Consider the following 21,090-nt stretch of genomic DNA (forward strand, 5'->3'; position numbering starts at 1 on the left):
GAGCATTGGGCATTGGTTATTAATTCTTCTCCCCCTGCCTCCCCTGCCTCCCCTGTTCCCTCATCCCCCCTGCTCCTTCCCCACTTCCCAGAATGTAGATAAGGCTTAAGGATGAAAGCACCATTACCTGATAACGAAGCACAGAGAATCGAGACACTTTTGCAATATAAGATTCTTGATACGCCATCGGAAGCCACCTTTGACGATCTGACTCGTTTAGCCTCGTATATTTGTCAGACTCCTATTGCCTTAATTAGCCTGATTGATACAAATCGCCAATGGTTCAAGTCTAGAGTCGGAATGGAAGCCCCAGAAACACACCGAGATTTCGCGTTCTGTGCGCATACCATTCTCCAGCCAGATATTTTGGTTGTGCCTGATGCAACAGATGACGAACGGTTCGCTGCTAATCCACTGGTAACATCTGACCCAAATATTCGGTTTTATGCTGGTGTACCTCTGACTAACCCTGAAGGATATGCGCTCGGAACCCTATGTGTAATTGACTACGTACCACGAGAACTTAATCCAGAACAACTGGAGGCATTACGAACTTTAGGTCGTCAAGTCATTAAGCAACTGGAATTGCGCCGGAATTTAGCAAGTTTAGTACTTGTTACCAAGAAAAGCAATCAGACGCAGAGTGTACGCAAGCAATTTTTTAAAAAGATTGCAGTAAGTTTTGGTTTGTCGTCAGTAATTTTAGTTCTGATTGGGGTGATTTATTATCAAAATACACGGGTATTTACTAATTTTAATCGCAGTATCGTAAAACATACTTATAAAAAACTTAACAGCCTGGAGAAAATACTGTCCCAGGTAAAGGATGCTGAGATTGGACAACGTAGTTACATCTTCACTGAAGAAAAACTTTATCTAAAATCGTATGAAACAGCACTTAGTAATGTCGATCAAGAAATTGCCAAGCTGAAGAGTTTAACGGCAGATCAACCGAATCAACAAAAGCAGATTGCGACACTTGAATTTCTGATCGCGGCTAAACTTAGTGAACTAAAACAGACTATCGAATTGCGCCAGAAGAAGGGATTAGAGGCGGCGTTGCAAGTACTGCTGAGAAACGACCAACAAAATCTCATGGATGATATCCGCAAAGCGATCAATGAGATAGAAAACGAGGACAGAGGACGACTCCAACAACAGTCACAAGCAAAAAAAGCCAAGAGTCGTAACACAATTCTGACACTTGCGATCGCTATTTGCTTAAGTTTTATCGTTCTTGCCATCGTCTACTACTTCATCTATCGTGAGGTTATTGAGCGGAAGAAGACAGAAGAAACCTTAAATCAAGAACGCAACTTTATCTCAGCAGTGGTTGATACAGTCGGTGCGTTGGTAATAGTGTTTGATTCTCAAGGGCAAATCGTTCGTTTCAATCAAGCCTGTGAGCAAATAACTGGTTACTCCTTTGATGAGGTGAGGGGTAGGTATAGCTGGAACTTGTTTCTACCTCCTGAAGAAATAGAGCCAGTCAAAGCAGTTTTCGAGCAGATGCTAACTGGTCAATTCCCCAATGAGTACGAAAGTTATTGGGTAATGAAGAATGGTAGTCGGCGGCTGATTGCCTGGTCGAGTACCATTTTAAAAGACTACGAGGGCTGTGTTGAATATATCGTTGGCACTGGCATTGATATCACTGATGCCAAACGCGCCCAACAGCATCTAACTGCACAATATGCTGCCACCCGCGTTTTAGCTGAGTCCACCACAATCGGCGAAGCTACTAGCCAAATCTTACAAGGAATCTGTGAAAGTTTGAGATGGGATTTGGGTGAAATTTGGATGGTGGATGGGCAGACAAATTTGTTGCGTTTTCTCGATATATGGCATAAACCATCCCTTGAGATGCAAAAATTTGCAACACTGAGGCGGCAAACTACCTTTATACGCGGAAGTGGATTACCGGGTCAGGTTTGGGCTACCTCTGAACCTGTTTGGATTGCTGATATTGCTAAAGATATTAATTTCCTTAACTTCAAAATTGCTGCTCAAGTCGGACTACACGCAGCTTTTGGTTTTCCGATCCGCAGTGGTAACAAAATCCTCGGTGTGATTACCTGCTTCAACCGTGAAATTCAGGCGCTTGATGAAGATTTAGTCAAAACGATGAATTCTATCGGCGAGCAAGTGGGACAATTTATCCAGCGTAAACAGGCTGAAGAAGAAATACAACGCCAAAATTTGCGATCGCAACTATTTACCGAAATCACCCTGAAAATTCGCCAGTCTTTACAAATCGAAGAAATTCTCCAAATCACTGTCGAGGAAGTACAACAGATTCTCAAGACTGACCGAGTTTTAATCTATCAGCTTTTGCCAGATCACTCTGGAAACAACGTTATTGAAGCAGTAGTTTCTGGCTTACCAGCAATCAAAGAGCAAGACAACACCGCCCCCTACTTTCAAGCAGAATATCTCCAACAGTACTATCTACAGCAGTACCGTCAAGGCAAGATTTTCGGACTGGATAATTTGGATCTGTTGGAAGTTGAACAAAGCCATCTGGAATTAATGCAAGAGTTTGGAGTCAAAGTCAATTTGGTTGTGCCTATTCTTGTCAAAGAAGAACTTCGTGGTTTACTGATAGTTCATCAATGTGACGATTCCTACCATTGGTCTAGTTTTGAAACTCATCTTTTGCGGCAAATAGCCGATCAAGTAGGTATTGCTTTAACCCAAGCCCAACTATTAGCAGCAGAAACTCGTCAGCGACAAGAACTAGAAATTGCCCGTCGTCAAGCCGAATTAGCTTCTCAAACGAAAAGTGCATTTTTGGCAAATATCAGTCATGAAATTCGGACACCGATGAATGCTGTATTGGGAATGACCGGTTTGGTGTTAGATACTGCCTTAGACGCAGAACAGCGAGATTTTATTGAGACAATTCGGAGTAGTGGAGACGCTCTTTTAAGTTTAATCAACGAGATTTTGGATCTTTCCAAACTTGAGGCTGGAGAGATGGCTCTCGAAACTCTCGATTTTGACTTATCCACTTGTGTGGAAGAAGTAGTGGAATTATTGGCTCCCTCAGCCCATAACAAGGGATTAGAAATTGCCGCACTAATCGATCGCAACGTTCCCACTCAACTTAAAGGAGATACTGGTAGGCTGCGACAAATTCTGATGAACTTAATCAGCAACGCGATCAAGTTTACCAGCGCTGGCGAAGTATTAGTGCAAGCCGAATTGCGTTCGCTTTCCTCGACTACAGCCACCATCCATTTTGCCATTACAGATACAGGTCTTGGCATTAGCCCTGAAGACCAAGGCAAACTCTTTACACCATTTACCCAAGTGGATGCTTCTACCACTCGCAAGTATGGTGGTACTGGTTTGGGATTAGCCATCTGCAAACAACTTGTAACCTTGATGGGAGGAGTGATTGGGGTAGAAAGTCAGATGGATAAAGGATCTAATTTTTGGTTTGAGGTGCTTTTTACCAAGCAAGTTGAGCCTGTCGAGCCAAAATGCGATGGCTTGTCTGCGACACGCTACGCGAATGCCAACGCTAAGAGCGATCGCGGACTTTTGCGCGATCGCCGTTTATTATTGGTGGATAACAACGCTACTAGTTACAAAATTATCTCCCATCAAGCGACTCATTGGGGAATGGAGGTAGATCGAGCTGACAGTATTGCTGCGTCCCTGAAAGTTATTCAGCAAGCTAGCAAGCAGGGGAAATCTTACGATCTTGCCTTGGTTGATATCCAAATACTGCAAACTTATGGCATGACCATAAAAGAACAAATTCAAGCCAATTCTGCAATTGCTGAGATCCCTTTGATTATGCTCGCCTCTACTAATCAACGGGATGAAGTGCAACAGGCGCTCAAAATCGGATTTGCGGCTTATTTAGTCAAACCCATTAAGCCATCACGACTCCTTGATGCGATCGTAAATATTTTAGAAATTCAACCGGAATCAGAACAAGGGTTTAGAGGCAAAAGGCTAGAGGCTACAGAAGAAATTCCGAGTACAGAAAATTCCGGTATTCTTACTTCTTCCCCGAACTCCTCTACTAAATCCAAGTTAAGAATTCTCTTAGCCGAAGATAATTTGGTGAATCAGAAAGTAGCCTTGAAGCAACTCCAGAGTTTGGGCTATAAAGCTGATGTCGTTGCTAATGGAAAGGAAGTTTTACAGCTATTAGAAAAAATTCCTTACGATTTGATTTTAATGGATTGCCAAATGCCAATTCTGGATGGTTTGGAAACCACAAAAGAAATTCATCGTTGGCAAGAAAATGCCTTTGCCCTGGGTCGTCGTCCGGTGGTGATTGCGATGACGGCTAATGTCATGAAAGAAGACAAACAAACGTGTCTAAATGCCGGCATGGACGACTATTTAAGTAAGCCAGTATTTAAAGAAAAATTAGCTGAGACTTTAGAGCATTGGATAGGTGTAATCGGTTCTCAACAAGAGGCAGGTGTGAATGAGCAAACAGTTTCTACCACAAATAACGACGACACAGTTGATCTAGCAATTAATTGGGAACAATTGCATCGGATATCAGGAAACGATCGGGAATTTGAATTAAATCTATTGCAATTATCCGTTGAAGATATTAAACCCCGTTTAGAGATAATTAAAACAGCGATCGCGGCTAATGACTTTGGGCAAATAGCGCGAGAAACTCATCACCTTAAAGGTGCTAGTGCCAACATTGGAGCCACAGCTATGTATTTAATAGCTAACCAACTAGAACAACTAGCTAGCGATCGAGACTTTAAAGATACTACTAACTTAGTTTCAGAATTAGAAGAATTTGTCAACTCCATTCAATACTTTTTAATCAAAAAAAAGCCTTAAGAATTAAAAATTAAAAATTCTCTCCACTCCCTACTCCCCTATATTTAGTAATTTCGCCATCGCCAACCGTTGCAGTTTGCCGGTAGCACCATGAGGTAGTCGATCTAAAATGTGAATTTGCTTAGGAACTTTAAAATCTGCCAGCATAGTTGCACAGTGAGCTAAAAGTTCTTTTTCGCTAACTTCTGCTTTTAAAACCACAGCCGCGTGGATATCTTCTCCTAAAGATTTGTGGGGAACGGCAAAGGCCAAGGCTTCAGCGACGGCGGGATGGCGCAGCAAGACATCATCCACTTCTAAAGGAGAAATTTTTTCCCCACCCCGGTTAATCAATTCTTTAATCCGTCCAGTCAAGCGGAGGTAGCCGTCTGCATCCACAGTACCCTGATCCCCTGTGCGGAACCAACCATTTACAAAAGCAGTGGCGTTAGCTTCTGGGTTGTTTTCGTAGCCATCTATAACATTGGGTGCTTTTACCACCACTTCGCCCAAGCTTCCCTGACATAACAGGTTGCCTTCAGAGTCCATAATGCCCACTTCCACACCAAAGCCATAACCTACAGTACCTGGTTTCCTGACTTTTGGTGGTAAGGGGTTGGTAGTCATTAAGTGAGATGCTTCAGTCATGCTGTAAGCTTCCACCACGGGAGCATTAAGAGTTTCTTCTAGTTGTTCAATGATAATCGGCGGCAAAGAAGCGCTACTAGAGCGAATGAAACGAAAGCGGTTAGCTTTGACAATTTCTGTGTTGCGGCTAGCGCGTGCCAAAATTGTCTGGTGCATGGTTGGCGCTGCGGAGTACCAAGTGGGTTTGTAAGTATCTACCAGTTTCCAAAACTCCAAGACATTAAAACCATTGGGACAAACTAACGTACCGCCTGATGCCATAGTTGCCAGCAAACAGCCCACCAATCCGTGAACATGGAACAGAGGCATTAGGCAAAGTGTAGTATCAGATGCTGTGAGTGAGTAAGCACTAATCAAGTTGCCGGCTGAAGCGATTAAGTTGCGATGACGAATCGGCACACGCTTGGGACGACTGGTAGTGCCGCTAGTATGGAGAATCATTGCTATATCATCGTCCCCAACCAAATTTTCCCAGTCCCCAGTCCCCAGTTTCCAGTCCCCAGTCCCCAGTTCAAAGCTTAATGTGCCGTCAGCGTTTACCTTGGCATTAATCAGCATCATATCGGGTGTGACACTGGCGATCGCTGCTTCTGGCCCATCAGACAAGGTAATCAGTGCTTTTGCTTGGGTATCTTGGTAGTAAAAGGCAAATTCTTCTTGTTTGTATTTAGGATTTAAAGGTGCAGCAGTGCCACATAAGGCCGCAGCCAAAAAGGTAATCGCCATTGGTGAACCGTTAGTCATGGCAATGGCAATGCGTTCTCCCCGCTTCAATCCAAAGCTGTTGAGTTGGGATACCAGTCCAAGAATATTCTCGCGCAATTGCTTATAGGTTAGCGATCGCCCTTCAGGTGTAACTAGGGCTAGATGATTGTCTTCTCCTACTAAAAGCTCAAATAAATTCATTAGTTTTTCCGGCCTGTAAATACATGATTTAGCTTACACAAAAAATTGTGCCGTTCTAGCTGGAAAAAGCAGGGAAATCAGACAGAAGTTACCCCGGCACTGATCACTTCTGCTACAATTAACGCTGTGCGAATAGAGGAGTCAGGGGAACCAAGGTAAGAAGTTTTTCATGTATCCTTACGTACCCGCTTTATAATGGCTATTTCCTCAGTTAAACTCCGTCTATTTTGAAACCTAGAGTTTTGAATAATATACTATTATTCTGTTGTAGCTTGTGTTCTAAGCTTTACCATCATTCCAAAAGCTACGGTTTTTAAGGTAGACGCAGTTTAAGTTTTTCTCTAGTTTTATCAGCAGTTTCTCGTAGATTATGTTTGACCTGGACGTGATACATGATATAGTCTACAAAGCTCAAAAGTTGGCGTTGTTTAATTAGATGTTTAAAAAGTTGCAAGAAGTCTACTATAGGACTCTCTCTAAACCTCTCCCACACTCCTGAGAGGATTTATAACCGTCATACTCTCATTGGAAGTAAAAAGAGGGTTAAGTTTATGGTCTTTTGTTATTAACAACATACTTTTCAAACATCCTCATCCTCATAACGCTTCTTATGGCAGAATTTTAGATGGCGATCGTCCTGTAAAATCAGGAAAGTGTACATTGAAGAATAAATCTGTGGAGCCGCGATCGCGCCAGCAGATAGAATAAGTAGCATTAGCTCGGAAAATGCCTTGCCTTTGGATATAAACTAGAAGAAGTTTGTTCTGATAGTTTATATAAATAACTTTGGGCTAAATCTCAAAAACAGATTAATAGCAATTATGAGTCCCATAAAAATTACTATGTTGGGCGAAAGTTTAGATCGCCAAGGTGGAATAGTTTCTGTGGAAAAGCTCATTCTTGAAGAAACTACCTCTGATATTCAAATTAAACACATTACTACCTTACCGAATGGTTCTGCTGTCCATAAAGTGTTAGTGTTTTTGCAAGCAATAAGTGAGTTATTTTGGAACTTATTCAACCAAAAAGCTGACTTAATTCATATCCATGTTTCAGATAGAGGTAGCGCTTTTCGTCATTCAATCACCACTCTTATTGGTTGGCTATTTCAAAAACCAGTAATTATTCATACTCATAGTGCTGATTTTCATTTGTTTTACTCTAAATTACCTCAATTGCTTAAGCAGTGGCTAAGTTGGTCATTTTGTAAATCTACCCGTTTCATTGTTTTATCAGATAGCTGGAAAAAATTCTATATTGACAATCTTGGTTTGAAGCCAGAGCAAGTTATTGTTCTCCCTAACCCGGTAAAAATTCCCGCGCAAATCCCACAGCGAATAGATTCTAAACAGATATTTTTCTTATTTTTAGGGCGGATTGGTGAGCGCAAAGGTGCATTTGATTTAATTAAAGCATTCGCTTCTATACCTGTTGCTCAACAAAGTCAAGCTAAGTTGGTGATAGCAGGGGATGGAGATGTCGAACAAGCTCGTAGTTTGATCCCGACTCTAAATCTTATTGACCACATCACTATTCTTGATTGGGTAGACCAAGAAAAACGTGATGATCTTTTAACTAAAGCTGATGTATTTGTGTTACCTTCCTACAACGAAGGTCTGCCTATGGCACTACTAGAAGCAATGAGTTGGGGTTTGGCGGTTATCACTACCGCAGTGGGAGGAATACCCGAAATAGTTACTCAAAACCAGAATGGTTTATTAGTTAATCCAGGAGATATTCAACAATTGTCAGAGGCAATGCAATCCTTAATTGCAGACGAAAATCTGAGAATATCTCTGGGAAATAATGCACGAGTCAGAGTTAAACACTTAGACATAAATAATTATCTTACATCTTTGAAATGCATTTATGCAGAAGTTATAGACTGATAACAATTTGGATAAAAATAAGTTATTTATAATGCTATTTTGATATTAAAGTGACTGACGCTAGATATTAAATATCAAACTTAAAAACTACTTAATTTCTTCTATATAAGAATAATAAGCGTTGAAAAGGATGAATTTAATATTAGGAAAAAGCAGGGGGAGCAATAGAGATATTATTCTTTTGGTGTTTGGATTGTTCTCAGCTTGGTATACTGGCTAATAAATGAGGTGCAGAAATGAAAACTTTTCCTGAAGTAAAGTTATTTAATACAAGATTCCATAAAGTTCAAGTACAAGAATTAGTTGATTATTTAGTCGAAGCGGCAAAAAGCCAAAAAAAGACAGTTGTCGGACACGTGAATATCAGAGCAATGAACTTTGCTTATGAAAAGTCTTGGTATCGAGATTTTTTGAATAAGGCTGATTTAGTATTTTGTGACGGATTTGGTGTATTGGTAGGAGCTAGATTCAACGGTTATTCAGTGCAATCTGCACATCGAATGACCGCACCAGATTACATAGAAGATTTAGCATTAAAATGTGAGAAAGAAAACCTTTCTTTATTTTTGTTAGCTGGAAAACCCGGTGTAGTGGATAAGGCAATTACTAAGTTAATGGCAATTGCGCCTAATTTACGGGTAGAAGGACATCATGGTTATTTTGATAAATCAGGAAAAGAGAATGACTTAGTAATAGAAAAAATTAATAAATTCCAACCGAATATTTTATATATTGGTTTTGGTATGCCGTTACAGGAACGCTGGATTGTAGATAACTTTAATAAAATTGAAACTACTGTATTTTTACCTTTAGGTGCTTGTCTAGATTTTTATACTGACTCTACATATCGCGGCCCACGTTGGCTGACGGATAGTGGTCTTGAGTGGTTAACACGCTTAGTTACTGAACCTACTCGTCTATCAGACCGTTATATTGTCGGCATTCCATTGTTTTTTTATCGTGTACTGAAACAACGAATCACTCAAGGAATGATAACAAATCGCTAAATGAATTTTTTCTAAAATTTGCATTTGTTATGACCTTGACTGCTCAAAAGTGGCCAATTGTTTCCCCTATGTCTGCTGCCAAGACTAGAATTAGAATTGATGTGACATTCTCCCAGTAGCCAAAGTGCCAGACTCTCTGCCATTAAGCGATCGCTATCTTGCCTTAATCGATGAAATTGTCGAAACCACCCTCAAGGGCAAAATTAGCTCTGTAGAACAAGTGTATCAAATGCTGCTTAAAGGAATTACTTCCGGTACAGGGGAAGTCTTTGAGTTAGCTTTGAGCGATCGCTTGAACTCTCTCCAAAGTCAAGTAGATAGCGAACAAGACGAACTCAAGAAAGCCAAGGCGACTCGCAGTTTGAGAGCCATTAAGACCATCCAAAGTCAATGGCAACGCTGGCAAGAGCAAAATAAAGCAACAGTTGCGATCGCCTCCGCAGTTGCAGAAATTACCACAGTTGCGGCTGACGAGCGTCTAGCGACATTTATCCGAGTTAGCGATCCCAATCAGAAGTATCCGCTAAATTTACAACAGCTACAGCAATTATCAAAAGCATTACAGCAATTTGCTCAGGCGGATGCTGATTTAGAACAATTTTCTGAAGGGATTACCCGTGGTTTAGCTTCATGGGGGCGATTGCAAGATAACCTGCTCAGTTGGATGTACGAGAAAAAAGAATCTCTGGGATTTGGCGGCGTACCGGGAGAACGTGGCCCTTGGGCAAGTTGGGCGAAACAACTCAATAGTGAGTTACCCCAAGCACTGCTTCGCACCTTAGCTAGGGAAGAATCAGCAATAGAATTTGCCGAGCGACAACGAGGCATCACCCTTAGAGATTGGGTGGAAATGGCATTGATTTTACAGTTCTTGCAACGGGGACTAATTAACTGGTTTGACCAACAAGCTTACGATGTTAAAGCCGGGCCAAAGTTGTCCATTTCCACATTCTTGACCTTTGCAGTGATTTGGAGTCAGCTAGCAAGTGGTTTTAAGAGCATTGGGACAGTATACAGCGATGCCTGTTCTCAAATCATGCTCCAGATTTTGCGAACCTTTGCCCAGCGTCCCTATTTTCCCTTTTATGGTGGGATTTTTGCCTCTTTTACTGGCACTTATTTACGAGATGCCCTAGATTATTTGGATGAACCATTGCGACGAGGCGAGGGAACCCAAGAAAAGGCGCGAATTTTGACCCTTTTAGGCTATTCTCAACGTGCTTTGGGACAATACCAGCGCTCCATTGATTTTCATCAGCAAGCGCTAGAAATAGCCAGAAATGCTAGCGATCGCACTTGTGAAATTGCCAATCTCAACCACCTCAGCCGCACCTACGTACAACAGCAAAATTATGCTGAGGCAATTAACTATAGTCAGCGAGCATTAATATTAAGTCGGCAAGCTGGCGATCGCACAGGAGAAGCAAACGCGCTGGTAAATTTAGGTTACAGCGAAGTCATGCAAGCTCAAGAACTGGAAAACTTAGAACCAGAAACTTATGAAGCCGCAATTAATTATTTGGAACAAGGTTTAAAATTATCAGAAAAATTAGGCGATCTTCAAAGTAAGGCCTTATGTGTCAGCAGTTTAGGAATTGCCTATCTAGTAATTGGAGAACACCAAACGGCAATTAAATATCTTGAAGATGGCTTTAAAACAGCGCAAGTTTCCGGTGATTTGTATTTGCAAGGGCGAAACTTAGCTTATTTAGCAGAAGCTTATTATCATCTACAAAATTCCGAAAAAACTGTTTACACAGGCTGTTTAGGAATGTATCTTTTAGAGCAAATTGCTTCTAATGAGTGGCGACAACCAGCAGGATTACTGACAATTTTACAAGGACAAATAGGGGCAGAAGCTTTCCAAAAGTTCTTAGAGCAACATCGCCCGAAAATTATTGCAGTTATCGGTGTAGATGGGTACGATCACATTCCGCAATTGTTAGAAGAATACAAACGAGATATGTAAGAAAGTAATTGGATTCACGTATAAAAAATGAGACATTAACTCGTTCCCAGTCTCTGACTGGGAATGCCTATAGGAGGCTCCGCCTCAAGACTTGCGGCAGAGCCGCAATGAGGTGCATTTCCAGCCAGAACGAGGTTTTAAAGTAGTTTTAACGTTATGCTCCTTAAAAAGGAGGGAACTAGAGCAAGCCTTAAAATGGGGGGGTTGGGGGAATATTACGGGGCAAAATATTACTAACACCAAGCGTATTTTCGTATATTCAGGAAGTTTGCTTCTTTTCTCTTTGGTAAGCTTGCAATAGATATTCACCATTGAAATGAATCAGGTGAGTTGAATCTTCAGCAACCCAAACATCTGTTTCCCAAGCAATCTCTGGCAGATATGCCACCATTGCCTTACGACTGATAAATGTTGTTACCATCACCACAGGTATTTGGACACCTTGGAATAACACTTCAAGTTCCTTTTTCCGTTTAGGATTAATTGGCCCGTGCGAAGTTACAGCTTCAATCAACACCAACCAGTTATTTGCTGTGAAGTGAATGATTACATCTGGCATTTTGCCGTGGGAATCAATATTAACGCCTAAATCTGCCAATGCTGCTTCATCAAAATGGGCGAACTTTTCATCTGTATCACCAATATAGATGAGCTTTCCATTAGGAGTAAAACGAGGGGCAAAATCATTAATAATTTTTTCAATTAGAATATTCTGACCACCTGGCGATAAAGTTTTAATTTCCCCTGCAATTACTATCGGAATACGAGACATTTCGCGCTCTTGAGCATATTGCTTTTTCAGAGTTTCAACTGAAGCAAGGTAAGTAAAGATGCTCTTTTTCCATTCGTCAGTGGCGTAGGTTCTTAATAGTTCAAGCGCACTTTCCTCGATTTGATATACAGTTTTAGGACTGTTGGTAGGGCGGCTTAAATCATCTGGATTAACAACTATCAAACCTGCATCCAGAAATTGATGCACTGTCTGGCGGCGAACTGTTTCCCGTGTGTTAGGCTTATAGGCTTTGCCATAATGTTGAGCCATAAAGTCCATCATTGGCGTAATTCCCATTAAAGGGGAAGTGGCTAATTGCCAAGAGTCTGTCGGTTTTAAATCAAGCAACGCCAAGAGAGTTAAAGCTGACCGTTCGTTAAGCTGCGATCGTGGAAAGCCCAATTGTGTCAATATTTGCAGCGCTTCATCAATTCGAGACTTAGTTGCAATTGGATTATTATCTGACAGATTCGACATTTTCAGTAGTTGATTTTCTATAAGTTCATCAATTTCCTGCAAAGAAGGAAACTGCTCTTTAATCCCCGTTCCTAACAACAATAGCTGTGACAAATTAGGGTAATTTAATTTACGCAAATCTGTTGCATTGACTTGAGTATGGCCATTGAACAACCGAAAAAAAGCATCAACTAGGGTTGAGTTGAGATAAACAGCAAGCCCACGAGCCAAGGTAAGGCTAAGTCCACGCCCATTTTTGTGAAAGTAATTCAAGTGATTTTCAAAGCCGACATAGGCATAATTAAATTGGTTGGCATCATAAACCACCGCAACAACACGCCTCTTCTCTTCTTTCGCTGAGAATCTTTTGGATATAACGTAATGTTCATTTGGAATCAGAAGATTTGCTGTTTCTTCTATATGCATTATCGCTTGTGGCTTTTTAGTTATTTTTGGGTACTCTACATATCCATTCGATAAATTTACCGGATAAATTAAAGGAACGGTATTGTTTTCTAAATTTTTTCTTAGATAATCTTTTGCTCGGAAATCGACTACCCGTCCGGTTGAAACTGTTAGCCCTAAATCGTTCAACGTACAGGTGAAAAGTGCCATCATTTGAGCGATTTGCTGGCTAATCTTATCTGGAATAATATGAATAAACTGCTCTAAATCATCGGGGTGAACTAACTCCGAATATGGTACAGAGTGTGACAGTATCAAGTCATCATTAGCGCCACAACTGTTATTGATGATTACGCTACTAGACTTATGCTTTTGTTTTTTAGCTTGGATAATAATAGTTTCTTGCAACACATCATCATCATTAAATGCTTCTTGACGCGACTCAAAAAGATGCACTTGCTCTAAAGCCATCATCTCTAAAAACATCTTGCGGAAGTCACGAAAATATGGCCCATTACAAAAACTGCGTGGGGTAATCGCTACAAGCTCCCCACTTGGTTTTAGAAGTTGTGCTGTAGCAGCCATAAAACCAGTATAAAGATTGCTAGTTTCCAAACCGATGGAACGCAGCAATTCGCGCACTTTGGAATTAGCATTGATTTTCAAATAAGGCGGGTTGAGAATAGCATGAGTAAATTCTGTTGCGTAGTTTACCGCCGTAGGCATCGCACTATTCAATAAACCAAGCTTTTGCAGCCTGACTGCATCTTCGATAAAATCAGTCTCACGAATTTCGTAATGGAAGGAAATATCCACATATTTACATTCCCTCTCACATAACTCTAGAGTCTGATGCAAATATCCAATTAGCAAAGGGTCAATTTCATAAGCTACAACGTGCAAACTTGACGTGTGTTGTGGATGCTGGCATACTTTTTCCACAAAAGCCGCTAGTAATGAACCGATCCCGGCTCCAGCATCCAGCAAGGATATTTCCGGCAAATCCAGCCGCTTAAACATCCCAGCCATCAATTGGGCTACTGAGGCGGGAGTCAAAAATTGACCCATTGACCCTTTTTTGGCTTGCCTTAGCTTTAAACTTACTACAGCCCGACGAAGATCCACTTCTGCAAGCAAGTTTCCACTTGATAGTTTTGCAAGGCTGGTAAACTCCAAACTACTGTTATGACTTGCTACGAATGCTCTACTGCTTGATGGGAGGATCACGGTCTGTCTTCTTAATTGCGATCGCGTTTAGAATAACTTTACGGCATCCTTATGCTGAAACAGACCAGGTTTGCGATCGCGTTCCGCCACCGTAGGCGAATTCATCAATTGCCCCTACCTAAAAATCAAGTTTTCGGCTATTATTTGGGTAAGTTTTGGTTATGCTGCCGATGCCTTCGCAATTTTTGCAAGCAATCGCAACGCCTCATTAACAGAAGCTGAATCTCGAAAGATTTCCGCCACGTCTGGATCAAGAACTACAACATTGCTCGATTGCATATACGCTTCGTAATATTTGCCACGGACACCACCTGAAAAATCATATTCAGGTCTCATGTCTTCATTGACGGTCATTTCAGGTTCCTGATTCATATTCCAATACGCTTGGGTTAAGAGCTACTGACAACAATTTTGGGTTTTCGAGACGCGATTTATCGCGTCTCTACAAGTGTTTTCGGCTTATTTGAACTGTATTGATTCAAAAGACACACTATGCTTTTCGGCATTACTAACTGCTTTGTTTGCATCCCACTGAAATTTCATGAGTCTATAAATTTTTACTTGGAGTATTCAACAGAAATTTACTGGATCTTATTCTAGGTAACAACACCCTTAAAAAAATGCTAAGTAGGTTGGCATAATAAAATCAAACTATGTGAATAAAGATTAACTAGGCTAGAGCGTTCTTGCTTTATTCCAACTACAAATTTTGACGCAGACCTACTTATAATAAGTTACTCAATACTCACAGAAGTCCTGCTGATTCATATAATCTTTTCAGCATGGCGGAAATCTTTGTACCATAATCCAAATCTGCTGACCACCGCCCTGATAGCTGATCGATTAATGGCGCAATTCCACGTGTAACAAAGCGAAACCTTGGATCTACTACTTCTTGTACCAAAGGTTCTAAACTAGCGTAAGCTTTCAAATGTTGGATATGCGCCCTAACTCCAATTCTGGCACTGGGAAAAGACGCAGCCTCCGAACCACCACCGATTGCACCTAAGCCAGCAAAGTTATTTTGCTCAGGTTTAATATCACCACCAAACCGTAAAAATCCCGTTTCTACACACATTTGGCAAAAGGCAATATCATAACTCACTCCCTCTATACCTGCTTCTTCCCGATAGAGTTTTGGAATGTCAGGAAACTTTGCTAAAGCATTTTCATTATTATTTCTCAGAAATAATTGTAACTGAACTTCGGAAGTATTACCGTTTGACATTACCCGCGAAAATTGACCGGGGCAAACCACCAAATTTGAGCGTAAGCTAACAGTACGTGTCGCCGCATCCCAATTGACTGCAACATTAAAATCTCGCAGTTCGATTCCTTTGACATAAACTATTTTGTGATATGTAATCCGATTGACATTAGCCGCTTTGGAAAGATCGATCCGCAGAAGGTCTACTAAATCAATAGGAATGTAAGCATTACCATTAACTAAAATCCCTTGTTCTGTGTAACTTTGTCCATTAATATTAATATTAATTGGTGGATAATTTTGTTCGGCTGGAGTTCCTGGGGTGGGGTCAATTACACGACTCCAAGTTACCAAGCCATCGGCAATTCCCAAAGCAAAATCGCGGCGACGAGTTTGCAGCAAAGCTCGATCCTCTGGATTGCTGAGAAACCCCACTTGTATTACCAAAGCTGGAAGTGTTGTCTGGCGACAGAATGCTAAACTGCCCAATCCACTATCTGTATCTGGCTTGACTCCCCGATTCGGTAATTGCGGTACGCGGCGTAATAATCCCACTAACAACTGTTCAGCATTACTCCTGCGATCGCTATTATTAGCAATGAAAAAGACGCTAGCCCCACGCACAGAAGGGCTGCTAGCCGCATTAGATGCAATTTCTAGAGCGACATCACCCCGGCGGTCACGAGAGTTGATCCAGGCGATCGTTTGGGCGGCGCTCAAATCATCAGGAACCGCTAAAATTTCCAAACTCCGCGCCCTTAATTCTGTGACAATCAAATCCCGCAGCAGAATCATTTCTTTCGCTTCACTTGTACCACCTGCTATCGCACCTTGATCTATTCCTCCCGCTTCCTTGCCTCCATGAGCCGCCGATATAAAAATACGTCCCATTTTCAGTATTTCCTCTGATAAAATTAAGTATAAGCAATTCTATACATCATGCTTGGTCTAGCAACAAGAATATAATAGCGATCAGAAGTCTTTTGTCATTTGTCCTTTGGTATTTCTCCAAAGTTCATGACCAATGACCAATGACCAATGACTAATGACAAAGCCATGCAAATCCCCCGCTTGCACCCAGATACAATTGAAGAAGTTAAACTACGGGCTGATATTGTAGATGTCGTCTCGGAATACGTAGTTTTACGCAAACGTGGCAAGGATTTTGTCGGTTTATGCCCCTTCCACGATGAAAAATCTCCTAGCTTCACCGTCAGCCAAACCAAGCAAATGTACTATTGCTTCGGCTGTTTAGCTGCGGGAAATGCGATTAAGTTTGTGATGGAGTTGGGGAAGCGTTCTTTTATTGATGTGGTGCTGGATTTAGCACGGCGTTACCAAGTACCTGTGCAAACTCTTGAACCCGAACAACGTCAAGAATTACAGCGTCAGCTATCTTTGCGCGAGCAGTTATATGAAGTTCTCGCAACGTCCGCCCAGTTTTATCAACACGCCCTGAGACAATCACAAGGGCAAAAAGCACTTCAATATTTGCAATCCAACCGCCAATTTAAAGAAGAAACTATACAGCAATTTGGTTTAGGTTTTGCCCCCGCAGGTTGGGAAACTCTCTATCGTTATTTAGTGGATGATAAACATTACCCAGTGCAAATTCTGGAAAAAGCGGGATTAATTAAGCCACGGAAGGAAGGGGGCGGGTATTATGATGTATTCCGCGATCGCTTGATGATTCCGATCCGTGATGTTCAAGGGCGCGTCATTGCCTTTGGTGGGAGAACTTTGACTGATGAACAGCCTAAATATCTGAATTCACCAGAAACCGAACTTTTTAGTAAAGGTAAAACCTTATTCGCCCTCGATCGAGCCAAAGGTGGGATTTCTCAACTCGATCAAGTGGTGGTGGTAGAGGGATATTTTGATGCGATCGCTCTCCATGCTGTTGGTATTAATAATGCCGTCGCTTCCCTCGGTACAGCTTTAAGTTTAGAACAAGTACGGCTAGTATTACGTTACACCGAATCGAAACAATTAGTACTCAACTTTGATGCTGATAAAGCTGGAACCAATGCAACCGAACGAGCGATCGGTGAAATTGCGGAATTAGCATATAAAGGCGAAGTTCAGCTAAAGATTCTCAATTTACCCAATGGCAAAGATGCTGATGAATATTTGCATAGCCACACTCCAGAAGAGTATGGAGAACTGTTAAAAAATGCTCCACTTTGGATAGACTGGCAGATTCAACAAATTATTCAAGACCAGGACTTAAAACAGGCTACTGATTTTCAGCAAGTAACTCAGCAATTAGTCAAATTACTTAAAAATATAGCTAACAGCGATACACGAAATTATTACGTTTCTTATTGTGCAGAAATACTCAGCTTAGGAGATACCAGACTTATACCCCTACGAGTCGAAAATCTGCTAACTCAAATTGCTCCAGTTGCAGCTACATATTCTAAGCCTGTATCAGCGAAAAAAGCATGGGGAGGTAGCAAAGTTTCCCCACTCCCTATTCCCAACTCCCCACTCCCCACAGAACGCAGCCTTTTAGAACACGCAGAGGCGTTATTGCTACGAATTTACTTGCATTGTCCCGAACAGCGTCAAACGATTATTGACGAACTAGAGGAGCGAGATTTGCAATTTAGTCTTTCCCACCACCGATTTTTATGGCAACAGATTTTAGATATACCAGTGGAACAGGTAGATTTAATTTCAACTCTGGAAAACATATATTTAGAATTATCAGAAGACTTGGGATTAGTGTTGCATCTGTTTCATCTGAACGAGAAATGGAAGATAGAAATACCTCGGACTCCGCAAGTAGTTCAAGCTGCGATCGCTTGCATGGATTTGGTGATGATGGAAAAACGCTATCGCCACTTTTTAGAATTATGGCAACAAACCGATCCAGAAGCAGAACCAGAGCGTTATCAATCGTATTATCAAGCTTTCTACGCTGAAAAAATCAAGCTGCAACAAATAGACCGACAACGGTTATTTTCCATCACCGAGTTATTGTAGTTTTGCACTCACGCCAAACCTAATACCAATTTAATGTGAAGTTATTTATTTCTTGGAGTTCCCTTATGAAAAATTGTAGGTTGGATTAGTTTTTCTCTGCTTGTATGAAACCACCCTTGGGGCTAGTGGTCTGTCAGTTTTCTATTTGTGGGGCTGCTAGATCCCCGACTTCTTGAAGAAGTCGGGGATCTGAACACCACTAACCTCTCAAAACTTTTGGGACAGACTACTAGTGCAGCTAGGCGTAATTCGTAATTACGTATTTTTAAGGGTTTCAGACATTTCAAATCGGTAGTTTATTTGCAGTTCAATTCATCTGCAATAAATTTTCGCCACGTTGGTAAATTTCCCGTGCGTAATCAGTCCAAGCACCTTGTCCCCAATAACGAAAACAACTAGTTTGCAGCAAAAGGTTATGTAAAAGAACGTTACGGTATTGAGATTGTCTTGCGATCGGTTCTGCTGATTCAGTTTGCAGTAATGGATCAAATTTTTGATGAAATAAACTGCTTAATTGATACATGGGAGACAACACATTTTCATATCCTTTTACCCAACTGATATGATTTGTCCACGAGGCTCCATCCAGATGAAAATTGGAGTTTGTTTGCTTTAATTCTTGAATCGCATTCTCTACAGCTTCCGGTTGATTATTATCTGGTGAAACTCGCTCCCAAATCTGATGTTGTCCCACTGGCTGACAAGTTGGATAATCTTCAGGTTTGCATCCAGCAGCTTCGATTAATTCTAAATATTCTGTACCACACATCCCAACAACACCTGATTTTCCTCCGCCGTTATTGACCATATCCCACCAAGCTTGTTTAAAAGCGCTAGGAAATTCATTCATCATCACACCGCCATTTTCACCATCACCAATTTGACTAACTATTGGTGGCACAAATACACTCCCAATTTGTTGTTTTGATAAGGTTTTGGCTTCATAATAAGGCTGCATTTGGGCAACTAATTTAGTATCTGAACCTTGGGTTTTAATTAAGGCTGTAATACTAATTGTTTCGCCTTGAGAATTACGAGCAATTAGACGATGTGGTAAATGTTTGTGGGTAAGAGATTGACCGCTAATTGTTTCTACAGAATGTTCTTGAACAAGTAACCAGCGATATCCACATTCTTTCAGCGCTTTCACAAATTCATAGAGAGCATCAGGGTGATTTGGTAGGTGCATTTCTGGGGGCGAAAATCCTTTGACTCGCGCTAGTGCTTCCCAGCCAAAAATTGCCGCAAAGTGATGTTGCCATGCGACGATCTGCAATTTAATATCTGCTATGGGTGTGGAAGGAATAACTGCATGGCTCCACATTGTACCCAGCCACTCTACATAAGGTTGATAGGTGCGATCGCAAGTAATCCGTTTAAGATTATCGAGAACATCATCGCGCCCCATTTGCCGCAGTCCCCACAAAAGATTACCGGAGTAATCCAACATTACACGCGGATTGCAACCTTGACTTACAAGTTCGGGGATCAAGTCTCCCATGCGGCTATAACAATGGGCAAAAGGATCTGCATTATGGTTATCCCCCTCGTTGGGATGTTCAAACATATATTGCAGATTGCTGATGAGTGTACCGCCATTTCCAGCAGGTATAGTTGGCTGGTGCATGTGCAAGGCGATCGCAAACACAGCATTTACATCTTCTAAGCGGATATTCGTTGTTGGTAAAAATACTGGTCGATCTTGGTTAACCACAGAGAGAACCTCTGTTTCCCAACCAGAAATATTTGGCAAGCCATCAATGATTTCGGGCAAAGGAGTCAGGGTTGTGGGGAAGGAAAGCATTTCTGATTGCTCCGAAACAAGGTATGTCTAAATTATGCGATCGCACAGCAATTTCTGATCTGCAACTTTATGTATTGATGTAAACTGCGATCGCCTTGTAGTCCTGCAATATCTCTGTAGTTCAATAGTTAGGATATTACACTTGTATAGAAAATGTTTGAAAATATACATCAATTCTATTTAATTTTGTTACTAGAGGCGTACATCTGTCATTGGTGTCAACTAAAGCTGAAATCTCCTGACTGCATGAGTTTTGCCCTCACCCCCAGCCCCTCTCCCAAATTGGGAGAGGGGAGCATAATTCTCCAATTCCCCTTCTCCCATGTTGGGAGAAGGGGTTAGGGGATGAGGGCAACTCTAGAACGCTTTTTCTTAACTAACTTTCAGCTTAAGTTGACACCAATGTACATCTGTACGCCCCTACAGCCGATTCATTATGTTGCAAATATTTTTGGAAATGGTATGATACAACTCGAAATTAAGAAATTCAAAACACAGTAAATATTAGTATTTATCAAGATAAAATTTTCTCTTCTATGCTTTACGCAAATTTAATTTGAGGACGGTCTAATGAAACTAAAACAATTTGGAATTACATTTCTGAGTGTTTGTATTGTTGCTTTTTCGGGAATGAAAGCAGCAGAGGCGGCATCATTTTCGGTAATTGCCGATGGTCTTAATAACCCACGGGGTTTAACTTTTGGCCCTGACGGCAGCCTCTACGTCACAGAAGCAGGAACAGGTGGAAAAGGAGCTTGTGTTCCTTCGCCAAGCGTTGCAAACCAATCTTTATGTTATGGCACAACTGGTGCAGTAACTAAAATTGGAAATGGTACGCAAGAACGTATACTTACAGGACTTCCTTCTTTAGCATTACCAGATGGTACTGATACTTCTGGGCCTCAAGATATCAAATTTGATGCTACTGGTAAGCCCTATATTGCAATTGGATATGGTTCAAATCCCACATTTCGCGCCACATTAGGTAACACTGACTTAGGAAAAA

At 41.3% G+C, this 21,090-nt stretch carries 12 protein-coding genes; 7 read left to right on the top strand and 5 right to left on the bottom strand.

The genetic code is table 11. From position 1 onward, the window contains the following. Window positions 1-111 precede the first annotated feature (111 nt). The gene (locus HWQ37_RS16440) at window positions 112-4,827 is read left to right on the top strand and encodes a GAF domain-containing protein (RefSeq protein WP_292748706.1); all 4,716 of its coding nucleotides are present in this window, start codon (window positions 112-114) and stop codon (window positions 4,825-4,827) included. 30 nt (window positions 4,828-4,857) lie between these two features. Here the strand turns inward: HWQ37_RS16440 and HWQ37_RS16445 are convergent, their stop codons facing one another. Continuing rightward, complete coding sequence (locus HWQ37_RS16445) at window positions 4,858-6,360, bottom strand: acyl--CoA ligase (RefSeq protein WP_292748708.1); 1,503 nt, start codon at window positions 6,358-6,360, stop codon at window positions 4,858-4,860. A 525-nt stretch (window positions 6,361-6,885) separates the two neighbouring features. Between HWQ37_RS16445 and HWQ37_RS16450 the strand changes: the two genes are divergently transcribed. The 4 genes from HWQ37_RS16450 (at window position 6,886) to HWQ37_RS16465 (ending at window position 11,225) form a co-directional block, all read left to right on the top strand. Further along, window positions 6,886-7,068 (top strand): hypothetical protein, encoded by a 183-nt coding sequence (locus HWQ37_RS16450; protein ID WP_292748710.1) that lies wholly within the window; start codon window positions 6,886-6,888, stop codon window positions 7,066-7,068. Between the two features lie 113 nt (window positions 7,069-7,181). Next, window positions 7,182-8,249, top strand: coding sequence for a glycosyltransferase family 4 protein (locus HWQ37_RS16455; protein WP_292748712.1), 1,068 nt, complete (start codon window positions 7,182-7,184; stop codon window positions 8,247-8,249). A gap of 236 nt (window positions 8,250-8,485) precedes the next feature. Then, on the top strand, window positions 8,486-9,256 hold the full coding sequence (locus HWQ37_RS16460) for a WecB/TagA/CpsF family glycosyltransferase (RefSeq protein WP_292748713.1): 771 nt from the start codon (window positions 8,486-8,488) through the stop codon (window positions 9,254-9,256). Window positions 9,257-9,380: 124 nt separating this feature from the next. Further along, entirely contained in the window at window positions 9,381-11,225 is a 1,845-nt protein-coding gene (locus HWQ37_RS16465) for a tetratricopeptide repeat protein (RefSeq protein WP_292748714.1), read from the top strand. Window positions 11,226-11,484: 259 nt separating this feature from the next. Here the strand turns inward: HWQ37_RS16465 and HWQ37_RS16470 are convergent, their stop codons facing one another. The 3 genes from HWQ37_RS16470 to tftA all read right to left on the bottom strand — a co-directional run bounded on the left by HWQ37_RS16470 (window position 11,485) and on the right by tftA (window position 16,183). Then, the gene (locus tag HWQ37_RS16470) at window positions 11,485-14,085 is read right to left on the bottom strand and encodes a BsuBI/PstI family type II restriction endonuclease (RefSeq protein WP_292748715.1); all 2,601 of its coding nucleotides are present in this window, start codon (window positions 14,083-14,085) and stop codon (window positions 11,485-11,487) included. Between the two features lie 159 nt (window positions 14,086-14,244). Continuing rightward, window positions 14,245-14,457 carry a hypothetical protein gene (locus HWQ37_RS16475; protein WP_292748716.1) on the bottom strand — a complete coding sequence of 71 codons (213 nt, stop codon included), beginning with the start codon at window positions 14,455-14,457 and terminating at the stop codon, window positions 14,245-14,247. A gap of 373 nt (window positions 14,458-14,830) precedes the next feature. After that, window positions 14,831-16,183, bottom strand: a complete 1,353-nt coding sequence (gene tftA, locus HWQ37_RS16480; RefSeq protein ID WP_292748718.1) for a hormogonium tapered terminus morphoprotein TftA — start codon at window positions 16,181-16,183, stop codon at window positions 14,831-14,833. A gap of 165 nt (window positions 16,184-16,348) precedes the next feature. Here tftA and dnaG point away from each other — a divergent pair, with 165 nt between their 5' ends. Next, window positions 16,349-18,280, top strand: a complete 1,932-nt coding sequence (dnaG, locus tag HWQ37_RS16485) for a DNA primase (RefSeq protein ID WP_292748721.1) — start codon at window positions 16,349-16,351, stop codon at window positions 18,278-18,280. 307 nt (window positions 18,281-18,587) lie between these two features. On the opposite strand, the gene HWQ37_RS16490 is transcribed toward dnaG, so the two are convergent. Beyond that, window positions 18,588-20,084 carry a glycosyl hydrolase family 57 gene (locus HWQ37_RS16490; protein WP_292748719.1) on the bottom strand — a complete coding sequence of 499 codons (1,497 nt, stop codon included), beginning with the start codon at window positions 20,082-20,084 and terminating at the stop codon, window positions 18,588-18,590. A gap of 570 nt (window positions 20,085-20,654) precedes the next feature. Between HWQ37_RS16490 and HWQ37_RS16495 the strand changes: the two genes are divergently transcribed. Further along, window positions 20,655-21,090, top strand: a 436-nt coding sequence (locus HWQ37_RS16495) for a ScyD/ScyE family protein (protein WP_292748720.1), incomplete at its 3' end; no start/stop codon positions are given.

The organism is Nostoc sp. NMS4, assembly GCF_017115095.1.
Taxonomy (GTDB): Bacteria; Cyanobacteriota; Cyanobacteriia; order Cyanobacteriales; family Nostocaceae; genus Nostoc.

Coding starts and splice junctions, on each gene's coding strand:
- tftA (WP_292748718.1), bottom strand. CDS start 16,183: ATGGGACGTATTTTTATATCGGCGGCTCATGGAGGCAAGGAAGCGGGA.
- HWQ37_RS16490 (WP_292748719.1), bottom strand. CDS start 20,084: ATGCTTTCCTTCCCCACAACCCTGACTCCTTTGCCCGAAATCATTGAT.
- dnaG (WP_292748721.1), top strand. CDS start 16,349: ATGCAAATCCCCCGCTTGCACCCAGATACAATTGAAGAAGTTAAACTA.
- HWQ37_RS16445 (WP_292748708.1), bottom strand. CDS start 6,360: ATGAATTTATTTGAGCTTTTAGTAGGAGAAGACAATCATCTAGCCCTA.
- HWQ37_RS16440 (WP_292748706.1), top strand. CDS start 112: ATGAAAGCACCATTACCTGATAACGAAGCACAGAGAATCGAGACACTT.
- HWQ37_RS16460 (WP_292748713.1), top strand. CDS start 8,486: ATGAAAACTTTTCCTGAAGTAAAGTTATTTAATACAAGATTCCATAAA.
- HWQ37_RS16455 (WP_292748712.1), top strand. CDS start 7,182: ATGAGTCCCATAAAAATTACTATGTTGGGCGAAAGTTTAGATCGCCAA.
- HWQ37_RS16475 (WP_292748716.1), bottom strand. CDS start 14,457: ATGAATCAGGAACCTGAAATGACCGTCAATGAAGACATGAGACCTGAA.